The 16,060-nt window shown below is 50.7% G+C and carries 16 protein-coding genes; 8 read left to right on the forward strand and 8 right to left on the reverse strand.

All coding sequences use genetic code 11. The features are described 5' to 3' along the window. Window positions 1–91: 91 nt before the first annotated feature. On the reverse strand, window positions 92–1,255 hold the full coding sequence (yqhD, locus tag E2L00_RS09750; protein WP_167610415.1) for an alcohol dehydrogenase: 1,164 nt from the start codon (window positions 1,253–1,255) through the stop codon (window positions 92–94). A 193-nt stretch (window positions 1,256–1,448) separates the two neighbouring features. Between yqhD and E2L00_RS09755 the strand changes: the two genes are divergently transcribed. Next, a complete protein-coding gene (locus tag E2L00_RS09755) occupies window positions 1,449–2,339 on the forward strand; it encodes an AraC family transcriptional regulator (protein WP_167610418.1) in 891 nt (296 codons plus the stop codon). A gap of 36 nt (window positions 2,340–2,375) precedes the next feature. Here the strand turns inward: E2L00_RS09755 and E2L00_RS09760 are convergent, their stop codons facing one another. Together E2L00_RS09760 and metC are read right to left on the reverse strand one after the other, a co-directional pair. After that, window positions 2,376–3,035, reverse strand: coding sequence for a DedA family protein (locus E2L00_RS09760; RefSeq protein ID WP_167610421.1), 660 nt, complete (start codon window positions 3,033–3,035; stop codon window positions 2,376–2,378). A gap of 162 nt (window positions 3,036–3,197) precedes the next feature. Next, window positions 3,198–4,385, reverse strand: coding sequence for a cystathionine beta-lyase (metC, locus tag E2L00_RS09765; RefSeq protein WP_167610424.1), 1,188 nt, complete (start codon window positions 4,383–4,385; stop codon window positions 3,198–3,200). Between the two features lie 256 nt (window positions 4,386–4,641). Here metC and exbB point away from each other — a divergent pair, with 256 nt between their 5' ends. Together exbB and exbD are read left to right on the forward strand one after the other, a co-directional pair. Beyond that, window positions 4,642–5,376: a tol-pal system-associated acyl-CoA thioesterase gene (gene exbB, locus E2L00_RS09770; RefSeq protein ID WP_167610427.1), complete on the forward strand. Its 735-nt coding sequence runs from the start codon at window positions 4,642–4,644 to the stop codon at window positions 5,374–5,376. Window positions 5,377–5,382: 6 nt separating this feature from the next. Further along, window positions 5,383–5,808 carry a TonB system transport protein ExbD gene (gene exbD, locus E2L00_RS09775; RefSeq protein ID WP_167610430.1) on the forward strand — a complete coding sequence of 142 codons (426 nt, stop codon included), beginning with the start codon at window positions 5,383–5,385 and terminating at the stop codon, window positions 5,806–5,808. Between the two features lie 46 nt (window positions 5,809–5,854). On the opposite strand, the gene E2L00_RS09780 is transcribed toward exbD, so the two are convergent. Beyond that, window positions 5,855–6,751, reverse strand: coding sequence for an SDR family oxidoreductase (locus E2L00_RS09780; protein WP_167610433.1), 897 nt, complete (start codon window positions 6,749–6,751; stop codon window positions 5,855–5,857). Window positions 6,752–6,980: 229 nt separating this feature from the next. Here E2L00_RS09780 and fucR point away from each other — a divergent pair, with 229 nt between their 5' ends. Continuing rightward, a complete protein-coding gene (gene fucR / locus E2L00_RS09785) occupies window positions 6,981–7,697 on the forward strand; it encodes an L-fucose operon activator (protein ID WP_167610436.1) in 717 nt (238 codons plus the stop codon). Between the two features lie 15 nt (window positions 7,698–7,712). Here the strand turns inward: fucR and E2L00_RS09790 are convergent, their stop codons facing one another. Both E2L00_RS09790 and E2L00_RS09795 read right to left on the reverse strand, forming a co-directional pair. Further along, complete coding sequence (locus tag E2L00_RS09790; RefSeq protein WP_167610439.1) at window positions 7,713–8,099, reverse strand: cytoplasmic protein; 387 nt, start codon at window positions 8,097–8,099, stop codon at window positions 7,713–7,715. 5 nt (window positions 8,100–8,104) lie between these two features. Then, window positions 8,105–8,506, reverse strand: a complete 402-nt coding sequence (locus E2L00_RS09795; RefSeq protein WP_167610442.1) for a hypothetical protein — start codon at window positions 8,504–8,506, stop codon at window positions 8,105–8,107. Window positions 8,507–8,608: 102 nt separating this feature from the next. Between E2L00_RS09795 and E2L00_RS09800 the strand changes: the two genes are divergently transcribed. After that, the gene (locus E2L00_RS09800; RefSeq protein WP_167610445.1) at window positions 8,609–9,112 is read left to right on the forward strand and encodes an ESA_00282 family adhesion-associated protein; all 504 of its coding nucleotides are present in this window, start codon (window positions 8,609–8,611) and stop codon (window positions 9,110–9,112) included. Window positions 9,113–9,163: 51 nt separating this feature from the next. Here E2L00_RS09800 and E2L00_RS09805 read toward each other — a convergent pair whose 3' ends face one another. Continuing rightward, window positions 9,164–10,204 carry an aldo/keto reductase gene (locus tag E2L00_RS09805; protein WP_167610448.1) on the reverse strand — a complete coding sequence of 347 codons (1,041 nt, stop codon included), beginning with the start codon at window positions 10,202–10,204 and terminating at the stop codon, window positions 9,164–9,166. A 418-nt stretch (window positions 10,205–10,622) separates the two neighbouring features. On the opposite strand from E2L00_RS09805, the gene E2L00_RS09810 reads away from it, so the two are divergent. Then, window positions 10,623–10,979 (forward strand): TehB family protein, encoded by a 357-nt coding sequence (locus tag E2L00_RS09810; protein WP_167610451.1) that lies wholly within the window; start codon window positions 10,623–10,625, stop codon window positions 10,977–10,979. 245 nt (window positions 10,980–11,224) lie between these two features. On the opposite strand, the gene uxuA is transcribed toward E2L00_RS09810, so the two are convergent. Then, the gene (uxuA, locus tag E2L00_RS09815) at window positions 11,225–12,295 is read right to left on the reverse strand and encodes a mannonate dehydratase (RefSeq protein WP_167610454.1); all 1,071 of its coding nucleotides are present in this window, start codon (window positions 12,293–12,295) and stop codon (window positions 11,225–11,227) included. Between the two features lie 473 nt (window positions 12,296–12,768). Here uxuA and uxaC point away from each other — a divergent pair, with 473 nt between their 5' ends. Further along, window positions 12,769–14,175, forward strand: a complete 1,407-nt coding sequence (gene uxaC / locus E2L00_RS09820) for a glucuronate isomerase (RefSeq protein ID WP_167610457.1) — start codon at window positions 12,769–12,771, stop codon at window positions 14,173–14,175. A gap of 23 nt (window positions 14,176–14,198) precedes the next feature. Then, window positions 14,199–15,743 carry an MFS transporter gene (locus tag E2L00_RS09825; RefSeq protein WP_167610460.1) on the forward strand — a complete coding sequence of 515 codons (1,545 nt, stop codon included), beginning with the start codon at window positions 14,199–14,201 and terminating at the stop codon, window positions 15,741–15,743. Window positions 15,744–16,060 lie beyond the last annotated feature (317 nt).

Genomic DNA, 16,060 nt, shown 5'->3' on the forward strand with positions numbered 1-16,060 from the left:
GAGCGATAACACCGGGGCCAGGCTCCGGTGTAACAATTGCATTTAATTCTGGACCAAATACCCGAAAACGAAAACCAAATGGCTAAATTACTTAGCGTGCCGCTTCGTAGATACGACGGCTCACGTCAAGGGTAATATCCTGGTTCTCACCGAGCTGCGTCATGCCTTTCTCTTCAAGTTTGACCAGCAGCGCCGGGATAGTGCTGCCGTCCAGATCGTAAGCGGAAAGCCGCGTTGGCGCGCCCATTTGCTCGAAGAAATTACGCGTTGCTTCGATGGCCGCGTCGATACGTTCTTCTTCGCAACCGTTGGTAATGTTCCATACGCGCTGCGCATACTGCAGCAGTTTGGCGTGCTTCTGGGCACGTTTTTCGTTCAGCAGGGAAGGTAACACAACCGCCAGCGTTTGCGCGTGATCCAGGCCGTGCATTGCGGTCAGCTCATGACCCAGCATGTGTGTCGCCCAGTCCTGCGGTACGCCTGCCCCAATCAGACCGTTCAGCGCCATCGTTGCGGCCCACATGACGTTGGCACGCGCGTCGTAGTTTTCTGGCTCCTTGAGCGCAATCGGGCCATCTTCAATCAGCGTTAATAAGATGCCTTCTGCAAAGCGGTCCTGGATTTTAGCGTTTACCGGCCGGGTAATGTACTGCTCAACGGTGTGCACGAACGCATCTACTACGCCGTTTGCAACCTGACGTGGAGGCAGGGTATAGGTGTAAACCGGATCGAGAACAGCGAAGACGGGCTGAACGTGTTCAGACATAAACGCCTGTTTGTCACCGGTAGCACGGCGAGAAACCACGGCGCCTTTATTCGATTCAGAACCTGTTGCCGGCAGCGTCAGCACTGAGCCCATAGGGATGGCGCTTTCAACGTCTTTACCGTGAGTCAGCAGGATATTCCACGGATCTTTTTCCTGCGGGTAGTTCGCCGCAGCGGCAATGAATTTGGTGCCGTCCAGAACGGAACCGCCGCCTACCGCCAGCAGAAAGGTCACGTTCTCTTTACGCACTATTTCTACCGCTTTCATCAGCGTTTCGTAGGTTGGGTTTGGCTCAATGCCGCTGAACGCCAGCACGTCCAGGCCTTCAAGCGCGGCATAGACCTGATCCAGCACGCCATTTTTCTTTACGCTGCCGCCGCCGTAGGTGATAAGCACGCGGGCTTTCGCAGGGATCTGGTCGCGTAATTCAGCGATTGCGCCTTTACCGAACAGGATGCGGGTTGGAGTATGTAGAGTAAAGTTGTTCATTATCAGATTCCCGTTAAGTGGATGAAAAAAGATACTGTCTGTCGCTTTTTGATGACGTTCATTGTCGACTTACGGGCGCTATCGCTCAATACATATTCCTGTCTTTGTCTTGCCCATTTCTCCAGAAGACTGGAGAAAAAAGCTCACTCGTCGCACACTGTCATCGCTAAAAATCCTTGTGGAGCGGATGAAGATGAACCGGAAAACGATTTGCCAGCAGCTGACGCAAAAAATTAATTGTTTGATACAAAATGAAAATGATGCGCTTCAGGCACTGCCTGGTGTACGGCTGCTGTACGGCACAAAGCCCGGTGCCAGAACGCCGGTCATGTACGAGCCGGGGATCGTAATTCTCTTTTCCGGCCATAAAACGGGATATATAAACGATCGCGTGTTTCGCTACGACGCCAATGAATATCTTCTGCTCACCGTACCTTTACCCTTCGAATGTGAAACTTTCGCGACGCCGGAGGTACCGCTGGCTGGAATGCGTATTAACGTCGATATTTTGCAGCTTCAGGATCTGCTGATGGATATTGGCGAAGACGATCTCTTCCATCCGCAGGCTTGCTCTACGGGGATTAACTCCGCCAAACTTTCGGAGGAAATTCTTTGTGCGGTAGAGCGCCTGCTGGATGTGCTCGAACGTCCGCTGGATGCGCGTATTCTTGGCAAACAAATTATTCGCGAAATTCTCTATCATATTCTCACCGGACCACGAGGCGGGGCGTTGCTGGCGCTGGTCAGCCGTCAGACGCACTTCAGCCTGATAAGCCGCGTGCTCCGGCGCATCGAAACGCAGTACACCGAGAACCTGTCCGTTGACCAGCTTGCCGCTGAGGCAAACATGAGCGTCTCGGCGTTTCACCATAACTTTAAATCGGTAACCAGCACTTCGCCGCTGCAATACCTGAAAAGCTATCGACTGCATAAGGCGCGAATGCTGATTTTACACGACGGGCTGAAAGCCAGCACCGCAGCGGTGCGGGTGGGATATGAAAGCGCCTCGCAGTTTAGCCGCGAGTTTAAGCGCTACTTTGGCGTAACGCCGGGCGAGGATGTGGCGCGTATGCGCACGATGTAAAAACCCCGGCACGAATGGCCGGGGCCGGGAAACTATCTACGCGAGCCTAACTTTTTTTTTGAGCACGATGAACAACGTGCCGATCAAACCGGCGACCAGCAGGGCGACAGGCAGGATCATCAGGAAGGTCATCACCTGATCTTCATGGCGTTTCACAAAAGGGATCATGCTCAGCGCATAGCCAAAACTTGTCACCACGCCAACCCACAGCAGCGCGCTTAGCCAGTTAAAGAACTGGAAACGGCGGTTGCTGAGGCCGGAAATACCCGCCATGGTTGGCAGCAGGGTACGCACAAACGCCAGGAAACGCCCGGCAAGCAGCGCCAGTAGCCCATGTTTGTCGAACATATGCGTGGCTTTCTGGTGATACTGGATGGGTAGCTGTCCCAGCCAGTTTCTCACCGTTTTGGTGTTACCCAGCCAGCGGCCCTGCAAATAGCTCAGCCAGCAGCCGAGGCTCGCCGCCGTGGTCAGAATCAACATTGTCGGCACGAAATCCATTACCCCTTTGGCCACCAGCGCGCCCGCCAGCAGCAGCAGGCTGTCTCCCGGCAGGAAAGAGGCCGGCAGCAACCCATTTTCCAGAAACAGCGTCGCAAACATAACGCAATAGACAACACCGATTACATGAGGGTTTGTCAGGGCGGCAAAATCATGTTGCCAAAGCGCCTGGACGATATTTTGTATTACAGCCATGGAAAATCCTGTGGAACCGCTTAGACAGTTCGCCTGTAGTAAGGCGAGCCTTATTTTAAATACAGTGTAACGCTAAAAAGCCCGCCGCACCTTGATCGCGGGCTCAACAAATCACAGCGGCAATCAATTTCTTGTCTTTTCAGGTGTCCAAATCTGGCAATTTCAGGCTATGCGCTGGAAACCCGCATCCAGATCGGCCTGAAGATCCGCTACGTTTTCCAGTCCGATATGGACACGAACTAGCGTTCCTGAAAAATCTATCCCGCCTGCCGGGCGAATTTCCGCCACTTCCTCCGGCTGACTGGCAAGAATAAGCGATTCGTAGCCTCCCCAGGAATAAGCCATGCTGAAATAGCGGAAATGGTCGAGATACCGCTGAAGCTGTCGATCGTTTAAGCGCTTTTTCAGCACGAATGAGAACAGTCCGCTGCTGCCTGTAAAGTCACGTTTCCAGAACTCGTGGCCTCTGCTGCCGGGGAGCGCCGGATGATTCACGCGTTCGACTAACGGATGTTCAGCCAGCCATGCGGCGATTTTTAAACTGCTTTCCTGGTGCTGGCGTAAACGCACGCTCAGCGTACGCAGGCCGCGGCTGGTCATATACGCCGTGTCGGCATCCAGCATCTGGCCCATCAGATAAGAGTTCTCACGCAGCCGATCCCAACAGCGGGCGTTGGAAACCGCGGTGCCAACCATCGCGTCGGAATGCCCAATCAGGTATTTGGTGCCCGCCTGGATAGAAATATCGATACCGAAATCCAGCGCTTTAAATAAAATGCCCGCCGACCAGGTGTTATCTATCATGATGACGGCTTCAGGCGCTACGCTGCGAACCGCCTTCACCATCGCCGGTATGTCGTGAACTTCCATGGTGATGGAGCCCGGGGATTCAAGGAAAACGACTTTGGTAGTGGGCTGCACCAACTCCGCGATGCCTGCGCCAATTAAAGGATCGAACCAGGTCGTGGTCACGCCAAGCCTGGCGAGGATTTTAGTGCAGAAATCCTGGCTTGGTTCGTAGGCCGTGCCGGTCATCAGCACGTTATCGCCTTGTTCCACGAAGGCCAGAATAGCGTTTGCCACGGCGGCGGCACCGCAAGGGTAAAGCGCACAGCCTGCGCCGCCTTCCAGTTCGCACATCGCTTCCTGTAAAGAAAAATGGGTGAGGGTGCCGCGACGCCCGTAAAATAACTCGCCCTTTGCCCGATTAGCCGTGGCCTGCCTTTTGGCTTCCACAGTTTCAAAGACTAAAGATGAAGCGCGCTGAATGACGCTGTTGACCGAACCCTGGGTGAATTTTTTATCGCGTCCGGCATTTATCAACGCCGTTTCAATGTGCTTCGCTGCCATTTTCTGCTACTCCGTTTAACCGTCTGGATGTCTAAACATAACTTATCATGCTTTACAAGGCACATCTCATACCGTTCCTTAAAGTTGACAAAAAAAGCTAAAAATCCGGCGGCTGCCCGGTTTTACTGCGTAAACGCAAGGAATGCATAGACAATTTCAGGCACTCTGCAAATACTAATGAGAACTACTATCAATTCGATGTCGTTTTGATATTATTACGCTCAGATTTTGTATTATTTTCGCGGTGGAGATTAGTGTGACGAATAATTTGATGCAGACGGACCTTTCCGTCTGGGGCATGTATCAGCATGCTGACATCGTGGTAAAAATTGTGATGATCGGCCTGATTCTGGCCTCCGTCGTCACCTGGGCTATCTTCTTTAGCAAAAGCGTTGAGCTGTTAGCGCAAAAGCGCCGCATCAAGCGTGAACAGCAGCAGTTAGCAAACGCCCGCTCGCTGGATGAAGCCTGCGAAATGGCAACGGCTTTCGGCCCTAAAAGCCTCAGCACGGTGTTAATTAACGAAGCCCGCAATGAACTGGAACTTTCCGCAGGCAGCGAAGACAACGAAGGTATTAAGGAGCGTACGGGGTTCCGTCTGGAACGCCGCGTCGCCGCCTTTGGTCGTCATATGGGCCGCGGTAATGGTTTCCTTGCCACCATCGGCGCTATCTCCCCGTTCGTCGGCCTGTTTGGTACGGTATGGGGCATCATGAACAGCTTTATCGGCATTGCGCAGACGCAAACGACTAACCTCGCGGTCGTGGCGCCCGGCATCGCAGAAGCTCTGCTGGCGACGGCGATTGGCCTGATTGCGGCTATCCCTGCGGTTGTTATTTATAATATTTTTGCTCGTATGATCGGCGGTCACAAAGCGTCGCTGGGTGACGTTGCGGCACAGGTTCTGCTGCTACAAAGCCGCGATCTGGACCTGGAAGCCAGCTCACAGGCGCGTCCTGTTCGTCCGGCTCAGAAACTGCGTGTAGGTTAATCCTCGATGGCGATGCGACTTAACGAAAATCTCGACGATAATGGTGAAATGCATGAAATCAACGTTACGCCGTTTATCGACGTAATGCTGGTTCTGCTGATCATCTTTATGGTGGCAGCGCCGCTGGCGACCGTGGACGTGAAGGTAAACCTTCCGGCTTCTTCCAGCCAGCCGCAGCCGCGTCCGGAAAAACCTGTTTATCTCTCCGTTAAAGCCGATAACACTATGTTTGTGGGTAATGACGAAGTGACGAAAGACAGCATGATCAACGTGCTTACCGCCGCCACTGCGGGTAAGAAAGACACCACGATTTTCTTCCGCGCGGATAAAACGGTTGATTACGAGACGATGATGAGCGTGATGGATACGCTGCATCAGGCAGGGTATCTGAAGATTGGGCTGGTTGGGCAGGAAGTTACAAAAGCTCAGTAAAAACGCGCTGCATAAAAAATGGCGTGGTAAAAACCACGCCATTTTTTTAGCTTAAATGTTCGCCGCCGCACACGCCGTGCACTTCCGCAGTCACATAGCTCGACTCCTGACTTGCCAGATAAACATACACTGGCGCAAGCTCTGCTGGCTGCCCTGCGCGTTTCATCGGCGTCTGCTGGCCGAACTTCGGTATTTTCTCCTGCGTCTGGCCGCCGGAAATTTGTAATGCGGTCCAGATTGGCCCCGGCGCCACGACGTTTACGCGTATACCTTTCTCCGCAACCTGTTTGGCCAGTCCACGGCTGTAGGTCAGGATTGCAGCCTTGGTTGATGCGTAGTCCAGCAGATGCGGGCTTGGCTGATAAGCCTGGATTGACGATGTGGTAATGATGCTCGCACCGGGTTGCAGATGGGGCAGGGCTTCCTGAGTTATCCAGAAAAGAGCAAAAACGTTCACCGCATAAGTCTTCTGGAACTGCTCGCTGGTCAGTTCGGCAATCTTTTCCACCGCCGTTTGCCTGCCTGCCACGAGCGCCAGAATATCCAGCCCGCCAAGTTCCTTAATGGCCTGCTGCACCAGGGAACGGGCGAATTTTTCATCGCTCAAATCGCCCGGGATCAGCACCGCTTTGCGGCCCGCCTCTTCGATTAAAACTTTCACCTGCTCGGCATCTTCCTGCTCAGCGGGAAGGTAGTTAATCACAACGTCCGCACCTTCACGCGCGTAAGCAATGGCGGCTGCACGGCCAATGCCTGAATCACCGCCGGTCACCAGCGCTTTGCGTCCCTTCAGTCGCCCGCTTCCGACATAGCTGCTTTCGCCACAGTCGGGGACCGGGTCCATTTTCGACTGCACTCCCGGAGCCGGTTGCTTCTGCTGCGGATACTCGCCGGTGTGGTATTGGTTGCGCGGATCCTGTATTTCAGACTGGTGATTTGCCATTAGTCGTTCTCCGTTTTGTTTCACATCCTTAAAGCCTGGTTGTTTTTGCTGAAATGTCTAACCGTTCCCGTTTATTCCCGGCGCGGACGGTTCAGGGGAAAGATGGGCGGCTTGCTGGTTCAACTCAAATTAAATACGTGAGTTGATGACAAGGCATTAAAACGTTTACTGGCCGGTTAGAATTCCCCTATGGTAAAAGCGGCGGCGTTCGCCACGCAGAGGAAGATGAATGAAAACCGCACGTCACGAGGAGCTGATTCAACTCCTTGAACAATACGAAAATCTGACCACACAGCAACTGGCGCGCCTCCTGGAAGTAAGTCTTGAAACGGTACGGCGCGATCTGGATTGCCTGCAAAAACAAGGTAAAATTATCCGTCAGCACGGGCGAGCCAGGCATATTAGCCGTGGTACCGGCGACAGCGGCGACCCGTTTATCGAGCGTCAGAAAAGCCATCTCCACAGTAAAGCTACTATTGCCCGCCACGCGCTAGCCTGGGTGAGTGAGGGTATGGTAATAGCGCTGGACGCCAGCTCGACCTGCTGGTATCTGGCCCGCTTACTGCCGGATATACCTCTCACCGTGTTTACCAATAGCGAGCGTATTTGCCAGCTTTTGGCGAAGCGCAAGCATATTCAGCTCGTCAGCACCGGCGGCATATTGCAGCGTAAATACGCCTGTTATGTTGATGCTCCGCTGGCCCCGCTGCTTAAAAATATGGATATCGATCTGTTCGTCTTTTCCTGCGAAGGGGTGGATGTTAACGGCACGCTATGGGACACGCGAAGCTGGAACGCGGAGTACAAAACGATCCTGCTTCGGCGGGCCGCCCAGTCCTTACTGCTAATCGACAAAAGCAAACTTGAGCGGGCGGGTGAGGTCAGAATTGGCGAGATGGCGGAAGTCACTGAAATTATCAGTGATTCCGCGCTGCAGAGCGGATAAGCGATAGCTCATCCGCTATAGATTCGGTGTCTTGTAAGTCCCTTCAATCAACCCGCGCGTGATAGATAAAGTCTGTGCTTCGTCAGCCCGGATCTGCTGATACTTTTCCTCCAGCCGCGCTATTATCGTCTGCTTTAAATGCGGTTGGCTGGCGATAATTTCACTTAATACCGCGCCGTAAATTTCTTCTTTACACCTCATCGGATACATCTCGCGGCGGTTTTTCCACTTAAGATCCACCAGCGCGGCAGTGATATCCGTATTTTCCTGGGTGTAGCGGGCAATATTTTCATTCCTTAAAGCAACCAGCGCGTTGATATTTTCATTTAAGGCAAATTCAGCGCTGTTTTCACTATCCTCAGTATTACTTTCTGGCCGCGGGGATTGGTTTTCTTCTGACATATCCGTTAATCCTCGAAAGAATAAAATAACGGCCAGTTTTTTTCCTGGGTGAGTTGGTTTAGCCAGATCCGATCTTCTTTTAGCCGGATAGCGGACGTTTTGTCCTCTATTAACATGTGCAGATCGGCCGGGCTGAGCTTTTCTTGCTCGCATATTTCGTTGATGACGGCGGTCAGGGCTGCAATTTTTGCGGCACAAAGCAGACGCTCTTTAATATGCTTATCCGTTTCTTCCAGTAGCGAGTTTTTTGCAACTCCGGCATAATGTTTGCCGCTAAGTATGGTTTTTTCAAGCGCTGAAAGTTTCGCCTGAACGTGGCCGTGCAACTCATTATTTCTTGCGCTGTCGCTGTCATCTTTCACGGCAAAAGCCTGAAAGCGCCACGGTAGAAAACTGTTGGGCAACATTGAGTAGTGTCCTTTAATATCAATAGACTGCTGGACGCGTATCGGGGCGGAATGTCAATATTATGATGCCTCAATTCCATAATAAAAAAACAGGAGTTTCTGATGCACAGCGTTTTTTATTTCATTGTGACCTTGCTGATGTTGTTATGTATCGTACTGCTGTTAATGAAAGAAATGTCGCCCGAGCAGGAAAGCACGCCTTCGGGGAAATTAAAAGCGTTTTCTACCAGCAGCGCGGAAGAGCGTGAAGACTATTTCTCAATGCTGATGTCCCGCATTACGCCGGATTACTTCTGGCGCGTGAATAGCGAATATATCGATTTTACCTATGCGACGATAAAAAGAATGCGCATTGATGAACTGACTACCCGGCCAGAATTATTTAATGCACAGCGTCGCTGCAGCGATTTGAATTCAGCAGTCTATAAATATTACGACAATATCAAAAAGCGCTGTGCTGAGGGAGAGCATGTTTCTCTCGCAGATATAGAAGTGCTCAATTTACGGCAGTGCTTTAATGAATTAAGCCACGAGGCGTATCCCGCTCTGGTGGCTCTGGTCTGGCCGCACTACCAGCGTCCTGCCATAGACCTGGCCGACGTATAGCGAAGCGCTGAGATGCGGAGGCGGATAAGCAAAGCCTTACCCGCCGGGAGGTTACTTATCTGAAGAGGCCTGCCAGAGATTCAGCTCGCCATCCACCACATGTCTGTCTATAGCGCTGAGTTCTTCGGCGCTGAAATGCAGGTTTTCCAGAGCCTTCACGTTCTCTTCCAGCTGCTCCGGACGGCTTGCGCCAATCAATACTGACGTCACCCTTTCATCTTTCAGCAGCCAGCTAAGCGCCATTTGCGCCATGGTTTGCCCGCGTTGTTGCGCCATTTCATTAAGCAAGCGCAGGCTATTAAGATTTGCCTCGGAAAGCATAGTTTCCGTCAGCCCGCGTGCTTTTTTTCCTTCGGCCTGCATACGCGAGCCGTCTGGAATACCGTTCAGGTATTTCCCGGTCAACAGGCCCTGGGCCAGCGGCGTAAAGGCAATACAGCCCGTACCGTTTTGCTCAAGCGTATCCAGCAGGCCGCTCTTATCAACCCAGCGGTTTAACAGGTTGTAGGAGGGCTGGTGAATAAGTAACGGAATTTTCCACTCGCGTAGCATCCCGGTTATTTGCTGAGTGCGTTCTGGTGAGTAAGAAGATATGCCGACATATAGCGCCTTACCGCTTTGTACGGCCTGAGCTAACGCCGAAGCGGTTTCTTCCATCGGCGTATTTTCATCAACGCGGTGCGAATAGAAGATATCGACATAGTCGAGCCCCATGCGTTGCAGGCTTTGATCGAGGCTTGCCAGCAGATATTTACGCGAGCCGCCTGAGCCATACGGGCCCGGCCACATATCGTAACCGGCCTTGGTCGAGATAATGAGTTCATCGCGATAAGCCGCAAAATCCTGGCGCAGCAGGCGGCCAAAGTTTTCTTCAGCCGAACCGGGAGGAGGTCCGTAATTATTGGCTAAATCGAAATGGGTAATGCCTGAATCAAACGCTTTTTGCAGCAGCGCACGCTGTGATTCCAGGTTGCTGATATGACCAAAATTGTGCCACAGGCCAAGGGAAAGGGCGGGCAATTTCAGACCGCTGAGGCCGCAACGGCGATACTGCATGGTTTCATAACGGGAAGGGGAAGCCTGATAAGGCATGATGACTCCTTAGCGAATTAAGGGGAGTTTGAAACATTGTTCCACTTTACTCCGTTCAGCCGATTAACCCCAGGCGAAGAGGCTCAATGATGAATGTGGATCACATTGTGATAAAAAAGAAAGCCTAATGCTGGCGAGCCTCTTTGCTGGTTGCCTGTATTACCATGAGCTACGCTTAAGGCTGCGCAAGCTGCCCCTTCACAGGCGTAGCACATCCGCCAGCAGAGCATGCTGTATCCTACTTCTCAGCACAGAGTCAAAATGACATCATTGAGTCAATCCGACTATTTTAATAGAGTCGTTATGACTTATCCGCTGAATGAAATTAGCTTTATTCTAATAATAAACAAAGAGTTGAATTTCTGGCATGTGTATTGCTTAGATAAGAATAGATTTCATTTACACTGTGGAGAACCTCATGGCACATCGCATCCCGGCAGATTATCAACACACTCGTTCCACGCCTTTCTGGAATAAAGACTCCGTACCGAAAGCGCTGCTAACTCATCACAACACTAAAAAAGATGTGTATGGCCGCCTGTCCGTTATGGTTGGGGCGGTAAAATACATCGGTTTTAAAAACGAAAATGACACCACGCCAGAAATTGAGATAGTGATTAACGAAGGCTGTTTTGGCGTAAGTCCGCCGCAGTACTGGCATCGCATTGAGTTACTGACCGATGACACCTATTTCAATATCGATTTCTTTGCCGCACCGGAAGCGCAGCTGGATGGCAAAGGTTTTGGGCAGGTGGTGAATACGGCTAAGAGTTAACATTCACGTATCTGGATAAGATTAAAACCAGCCAGCATGGCTGCTTTTAGGTTGCTGACAAAGAAGGAAAAAGCGTGGTTTTTCCTTCTTTGTGGTTATCAGCCGAAAATCAATCCGTTGATTTTCCTTATTTTTATTCGGCGGTATAGGTTCAACCTGCGCTGGTTAAAAGTTTGCCATCAGTCTGAAACCAGCCAGCATGGCTGGTTTTTTAGTAGAAGCAGGGCAACATCCTGTCGCGTTTATTACCGTTCTTTTTTGCTCAGCGCTTCCCAGAGCCCCAGTAAATAGGTTGCGCCCAAAGCGCGATCGTAAAGACCGTATCCCGGGCGACCCGTTTCGCCCCAAATGAAACGACCATGATCCGGGCGAATATAGCCGTCAAAGCCGTTGTCATAAAGGGCCTGCATAACGCGATACATATCCAGAGAACCGTACTGTGACGGGTGCGCTGATTCGTAGAAGTCTTTATCCTTAATCAGCTTAATATTGCGGACGTGGGCAAAGTGAATACGCTTACGGCGGGTAAATTCGGCAAGGATCTCATACACATTGTTGTTCGGATCCTCAGCAATAGATCCTGTACATAGCGTGATGCCGTTAGCGGGCGAATCTACGGTATCGCAAATCATTGTCAGATCGGCATGATTTTTTACAATACGCGGAAGCCCGAAAATAGAATACGGCGGATCGTCCGGATGAATCGCCATCTTCACACCGACTTCTTCACAGACGGGAATAACTTCACGCAGGAAATAAAACAGATTTTCCCGTAGCTTATCGTCATCCACATCGCTATAGCGGGCGAATAATTCCTGCACTTTTGCCAGACGCTCAGGTTCCCAGCCCGGTAATGCGAAGCCATTAGCGTTATCCAGCACTTCTTTTACAACTTCTTCCAGCGACTTATCAATCCCGTGCTTTTCAAAAGCCATGGTCAACGAACCATCTGGCAGAACGTAGTTCATATCCGTTTTCATCCAGTCAAATACCGGCATGAAATTATAACAAATGACTTTTATGCCGAAGCCGGCGAGATTACGGATGGTTTGTTTATAGTTTTCAATGTAGCGGTCGCGTTCTGGCGTGCCAATCTTGATATCGTCGTGAATATTGACGCTTTCAATGACTTCCATTTTCAGGCCAGCGGCATGCGCCTGCTCGACCAGCGCTTTAATTTTTTCAACCGGCCAGACTTCTCCTGGCGGGACGTCATACAGCGCCCCCACAACGCCTTCCACCCCCGGAACCTGCCGGATGTGCTCCAGAGGGATTTTATCTTCCTGTGGTCCAAACCAGCGCATTGTCATCTGCATCTTGCATCCACCTTATTCATCACGTTATGTTCTGCTGAAACAGTACCATACTAGTATCTTTTTTCTAGGGTATGCAGTAATTACGCTTCGATCAACCCTCTTGTGAAAAATTAGTGAAATAAAGCTGAAAAAAGCGTCCTTTTTTCGACGCAAAATTTTATAGCCAGATAATTTATTTGCCATTTTCTAAAATTGTTAAAATATATCGAATTTTTTGTTTTAATTAATTTTCCAGCTTTGATTCAACGCCTTTAGCGCTTCGAATTATATTAATTTGCTTTAAGGTAATTCCTTATTTTTACCCTCGGCAGGATAGTATGACTTGAGTCACAATTTCTCTATTCATTCTTGTATGGTAGTAGACTTAAAAAGAATGACCGGTGTAACGTGAGCGCCACAAAAAACTTTTGCATAAAAATTTCAGCACCAGAAGGGCATGGTTTACCGAAAAATAATCCTCATGTGGAGTTAAGATGACGCTGATTAATAACTGTTTCATGATAAATAACGAACCGGGACGGCGGTTGTATTCTGAAGTGGCAAAAGCGCTGCCTGTTATTGATTACCACTGCCATCTGGAAGCCAAAGCCATCTGGGAAAACAAAACGTTTAAGGACATTACCCAACTCTGGCTGGAAGGCGACCACTACAAATGGCGCGCTATGCGCGCAAACGGGATCCCGGAGCGGAAGATCACCGGGAACGCTCCGGCAGAAGAGAAGTTTGAGGCATGGGCGCAAACCGTTGAGGCCAGTTTTGGCAACCCGTTATATCACTGGACTCACCTTGAGCTAAAAAATTACTTTCATATCGACGAAACGTTAAGCAGCAAAAACTGGCGTAGCATTATGGAACGTTGCAATGAACAACTGCGCCGCGATGATTTTTTACCTCAGGCATTGATTCAACGTTCAAACGTGGAGACGCTCTGCACAACGGATGGCCCGCTGGACGATCTGGAATACCATCAGTTATTGGCAAAGAAAGCAGACTTTTCGACTCGCGTGCTGCCAACCTTCCGGCCGGATGAACTGTTCGAAACCAATCCGGATCGTTTCCTTACCTTTATTTCCCGCCTGTCACAGAAAACCGGCATAGCGATTACGTCTCACCGCGAATTGCTGGCAGCGCTCGAAGCGCGCGTGGATTTTTTCCACGGTATCGGCTGTCGGATTTCCGATCACGGCCCGCTGGAACTACGTTTCCACAAGCTTGATGAAGCAGGGCAGACTGCACTGTTTCAGCGACGTCTGACGGGTGAAGCGCTGAATGATGATGAGCTGCGGGCCTGGGACAGCGCTATTTTTGTCGCCTTAGCCAAAATGTACAAACAGCGCGGCTGGGCGATGCAGATCCACTTTGGCGCCATTCGCAACAATAACGCGCTAATGTTCGCCCAGGTCGGGATAAATAGCGGTTTCGATTCCATTGGCGATCAAACGCATCTGGCGGCAAGTTTGAATGCATTGCTGAGCGCGATGGCCGGAAATGGCGGTTTGCCAAAAACCATTCTTTATAACCTCAACGCCAGCTATAACGACGTTATCGCTTCCGCTATTGCAAACTTCCAGAGCGGTGAAGACGGGGTGAAATCCCCGCTGCAATTCGGATCCGGCTGGTGGTTTAACGATACGCGACGCGGCATGGTTAATCAGCTCAATACGCTTGCCGATCAGGGCTTACTGGCAAACTTTATTGGCATGCTCACCGATTCACGCAGCTTTGTTTCCTATACCCGACACGATTATTTCCGCCGCATCCTCTGCGATCTGATCGGCGGCTGGGTGGAAAGAGGGGAAGTGCCGGAAGATAACGGGATCCTTGAATCCATGATTCGCGGCATTTGCGTGGAAAACGCCCGCCGCTACTTTCGTTTTTGACAGGCCTGATACAGGGATAAACTATGACCCGTAAGAGCAGAAAAGTCACAATTCCCGTCAGTATCGGTTACGGTATGACGGACATAATGGGCGGCGGAGCATTTACCGTTATTGGTGCATGGCTGCTTTTCTTTTACACCACTTTCGTTGGCTTATCGCCGGTTGAAGCTGCATCCATCGTTGCCGTCGCCCGTATTGTTGATGCGGTGGTTAGCCTGTTTATGGGCAGCATCACCGACCATTTTTATAAGAATTACCTGGGCAAGAAGTTTGGCCGCCGCCGTTTCTTCCTGTTGATCGGTGCGCCGCTAATGCTGGTTTATATCCTGCTGTGGCTAAACGGCATGAACTTCTGGTTCTATCTTTCCGTCTATCTGGCGTTTGAGATTATCGCCGCAGTGGTATTGATTCCCTGGGAAACTTTACCTTCTGAGATGACGAAAAACTTCAATGACCGTACCAAACTGTCAACCTGCCGCATGTTCCTTTCTGCTTCCGGCACGTTCCTCGCTACCTTTATTCCGGGCGTGCTGATCGGCCAGCTCGGTGAAAATAATGCCGATGCTTATCTGATCAACGGCGTGGTTTTTGCCGTGATGTTCATGCTCTGTGTCTTTATTTCCTGGAAAGTGACCTGGGAGCGGGAGCTGACGCCGGAAATGTTGGCTGAGATAGAAAAAGAACGCACAAACACGAGCGCCGGCGAGAAGCTTGTAGCCGTCGGCAACCTGTTTAAGGAGTACGCTTCTACGCTGAAAGTTCGTGCATTCCGCAAGCACCTGGCAATCTATCTTTTCTCCTTCACCGCAAAGGATGTCTACAACACAGTATTCGTCTTCTTCTGCGTTTACTGCCTGAACGTTTCATCTTCGCTTGCGGGAACGCTGCTGTCGATGAGTATTGTCGGACTGCCGGTGACGCTGCTGGCAGGGATGGCGATCATTAAGTTTGGCCCGTCCCGCCTCTATATATTCGCTTATAGTTTAATGATGCTTTGCCTGGGCGGCTTCTTCCTGGTTTACCAGTTCCCGACAGACAACAAAATAATGCTGCTGGTGATCCTCGCCGGGATATATCAGGTTGGGCGCTGCGTTCTGGAATTTACCCCATGGAACGTCTTCCCGTTTATTCCGGATATCGACGAAATGATTACCCGCCAGCGCCGCGAAGGGCTGTTTGCTGCGGTTATGACGTTCTCCCGGAAAACAACGGTAGCTATTGCAACCTTTGCTGTCGGTCTGCTGCTGCAAAGCGGTGGCTTCGTTAAGGGCAGCCAGGTTCAGCCGCAGGAAGCGATTACCACTATTGCGATGCTGTTGTTTGTTGGTACCGCAGGGCTGCTGCTGATTGCGCTTTGGCAGGCGCTGACCTTCCATCTGAATAAGCGTACACATATGATTTTTGTGAGCGAGATTGAGCGGCTGAAAGCAGATGGACTTAAGCAGGATGTGACGCCAGAAACGCGCCATATCGTGGAGGACCTTACCGGTTACAACTATGATGAACTGTGGTGCGCGGCAGCGCCAAAAAGCGAAAAATTGACTACGCCGTCTTCAACCTTGAGTTGATACTTGAAAACAAATGCCGCCAACAGAGGCGGCATTTATTCGCTTGCTGACAAAGAAGGAAAAAGCGTGATTCTTTCTTCTTTGTGGCTATCAGACGAAAATCAACCCGTTGATTTTACTTATTTTTTCATTCGGTGGTATAGGTTCAACCTGTGCTGGTTAAGAGCTTATCATCAGTCTGAGAAATGCCGCCAACAGAGGCGGCATTTGTTTTTTTATTTACCGTCATCCCTGAACTATTTTCTGGAAAGACGGTGATGGAGTAGCCCGCTGTCATTTGAATTTTTCAAAGCGGTCTGTTTGCAAATACTATTTAT

The sequence above is a fragment of the Cedecea colo genome (genome assembly GCF_011808225.1).
Taxonomy (GTDB): domain Bacteria; phylum Pseudomonadota; class Gammaproteobacteria; order Enterobacterales; family Enterobacteriaceae; genus Dryocola; species Dryocola colo.

Coding starts and splice junctions, on each gene's coding strand:
- exbD (WP_167610430.1), top strand. CDS start 5,383: ATGGCGATGCGACTTAACGAAAATCTCGACGATAATGGTGAAATGCAT.
- E2L00_RS09810 (WP_167610451.1), top strand. CDS start 10,623: ATGGCACATCGCATCCCGGCAGATTATCAACACACTCGTTCCACGCCT.
- metC (WP_167610424.1), bottom strand. CDS start 4,385: ATGGCAGCGAAGCACATTGAAACGGCGTTGATAAATGCCGGACGCGAT.
- E2L00_RS09755 (WP_167610418.1), top strand. CDS start 1,449: ATGAACCGGAAAACGATTTGCCAGCAGCTGACGCAAAAAATTAATTGT.
- E2L00_RS09780 (WP_167610433.1), bottom strand. CDS start 6,751: ATGGCAAATCACCAGTCTGAAATACAGGATCCGCGCAACCAATACCAC.
- uxaC (WP_167610457.1), top strand. CDS start 12,769: ATGACGCTGATTAATAACTGTTTCATGATAAATAACGAACCGGGACGG.
- E2L00_RS09800 (WP_167610445.1), top strand. CDS start 8,609: ATGCACAGCGTTTTTTATTTCATTGTGACCTTGCTGATGTTGTTATGT.
- E2L00_RS09760 (WP_167610421.1), bottom strand. CDS start 3,035: ATGGCTGTAATACAAAATATCGTCCAGGCGCTTTGGCAACATGATTTT.
- E2L00_RS09805 (WP_167610448.1), bottom strand. CDS start 10,204: ATGCCTTATCAGGCTTCCCCTTCCCGTTATGAAACCATGCAGTATCGC.
- E2L00_RS09795 (WP_167610442.1), bottom strand. CDS start 8,506: ATGTTGCCCAACAGTTTTCTACCGTGGCGCTTTCAGGCTTTTGCCGTG.
- E2L00_RS09825 (WP_167610460.1), top strand. CDS start 14,199: ATGACCCGTAAGAGCAGAAAAGTCACAATTCCCGTCAGTATCGGTTAC.
- E2L00_RS09790 (WP_167610439.1), bottom strand. CDS start 8,099: ATGTCAGAAGAAAACCAATCCCCGCGGCCAGAAAGTAATACTGAGGAT.
- uxuA (WP_167610454.1), bottom strand. CDS start 12,295: ATGCAGATGACAATGCGCTGGTTTGGACCACAGGAAGATAAAATCCCT.
- fucR (WP_167610436.1), top strand. CDS start 6,981: ATGAAAACCGCACGTCACGAGGAGCTGATTCAACTCCTTGAACAATAC.
- yqhD (WP_167610415.1), bottom strand. CDS start 1,255: ATGAACAACTTTACTCTACATACTCCAACCCGCATCCTGTTCGGTAAA.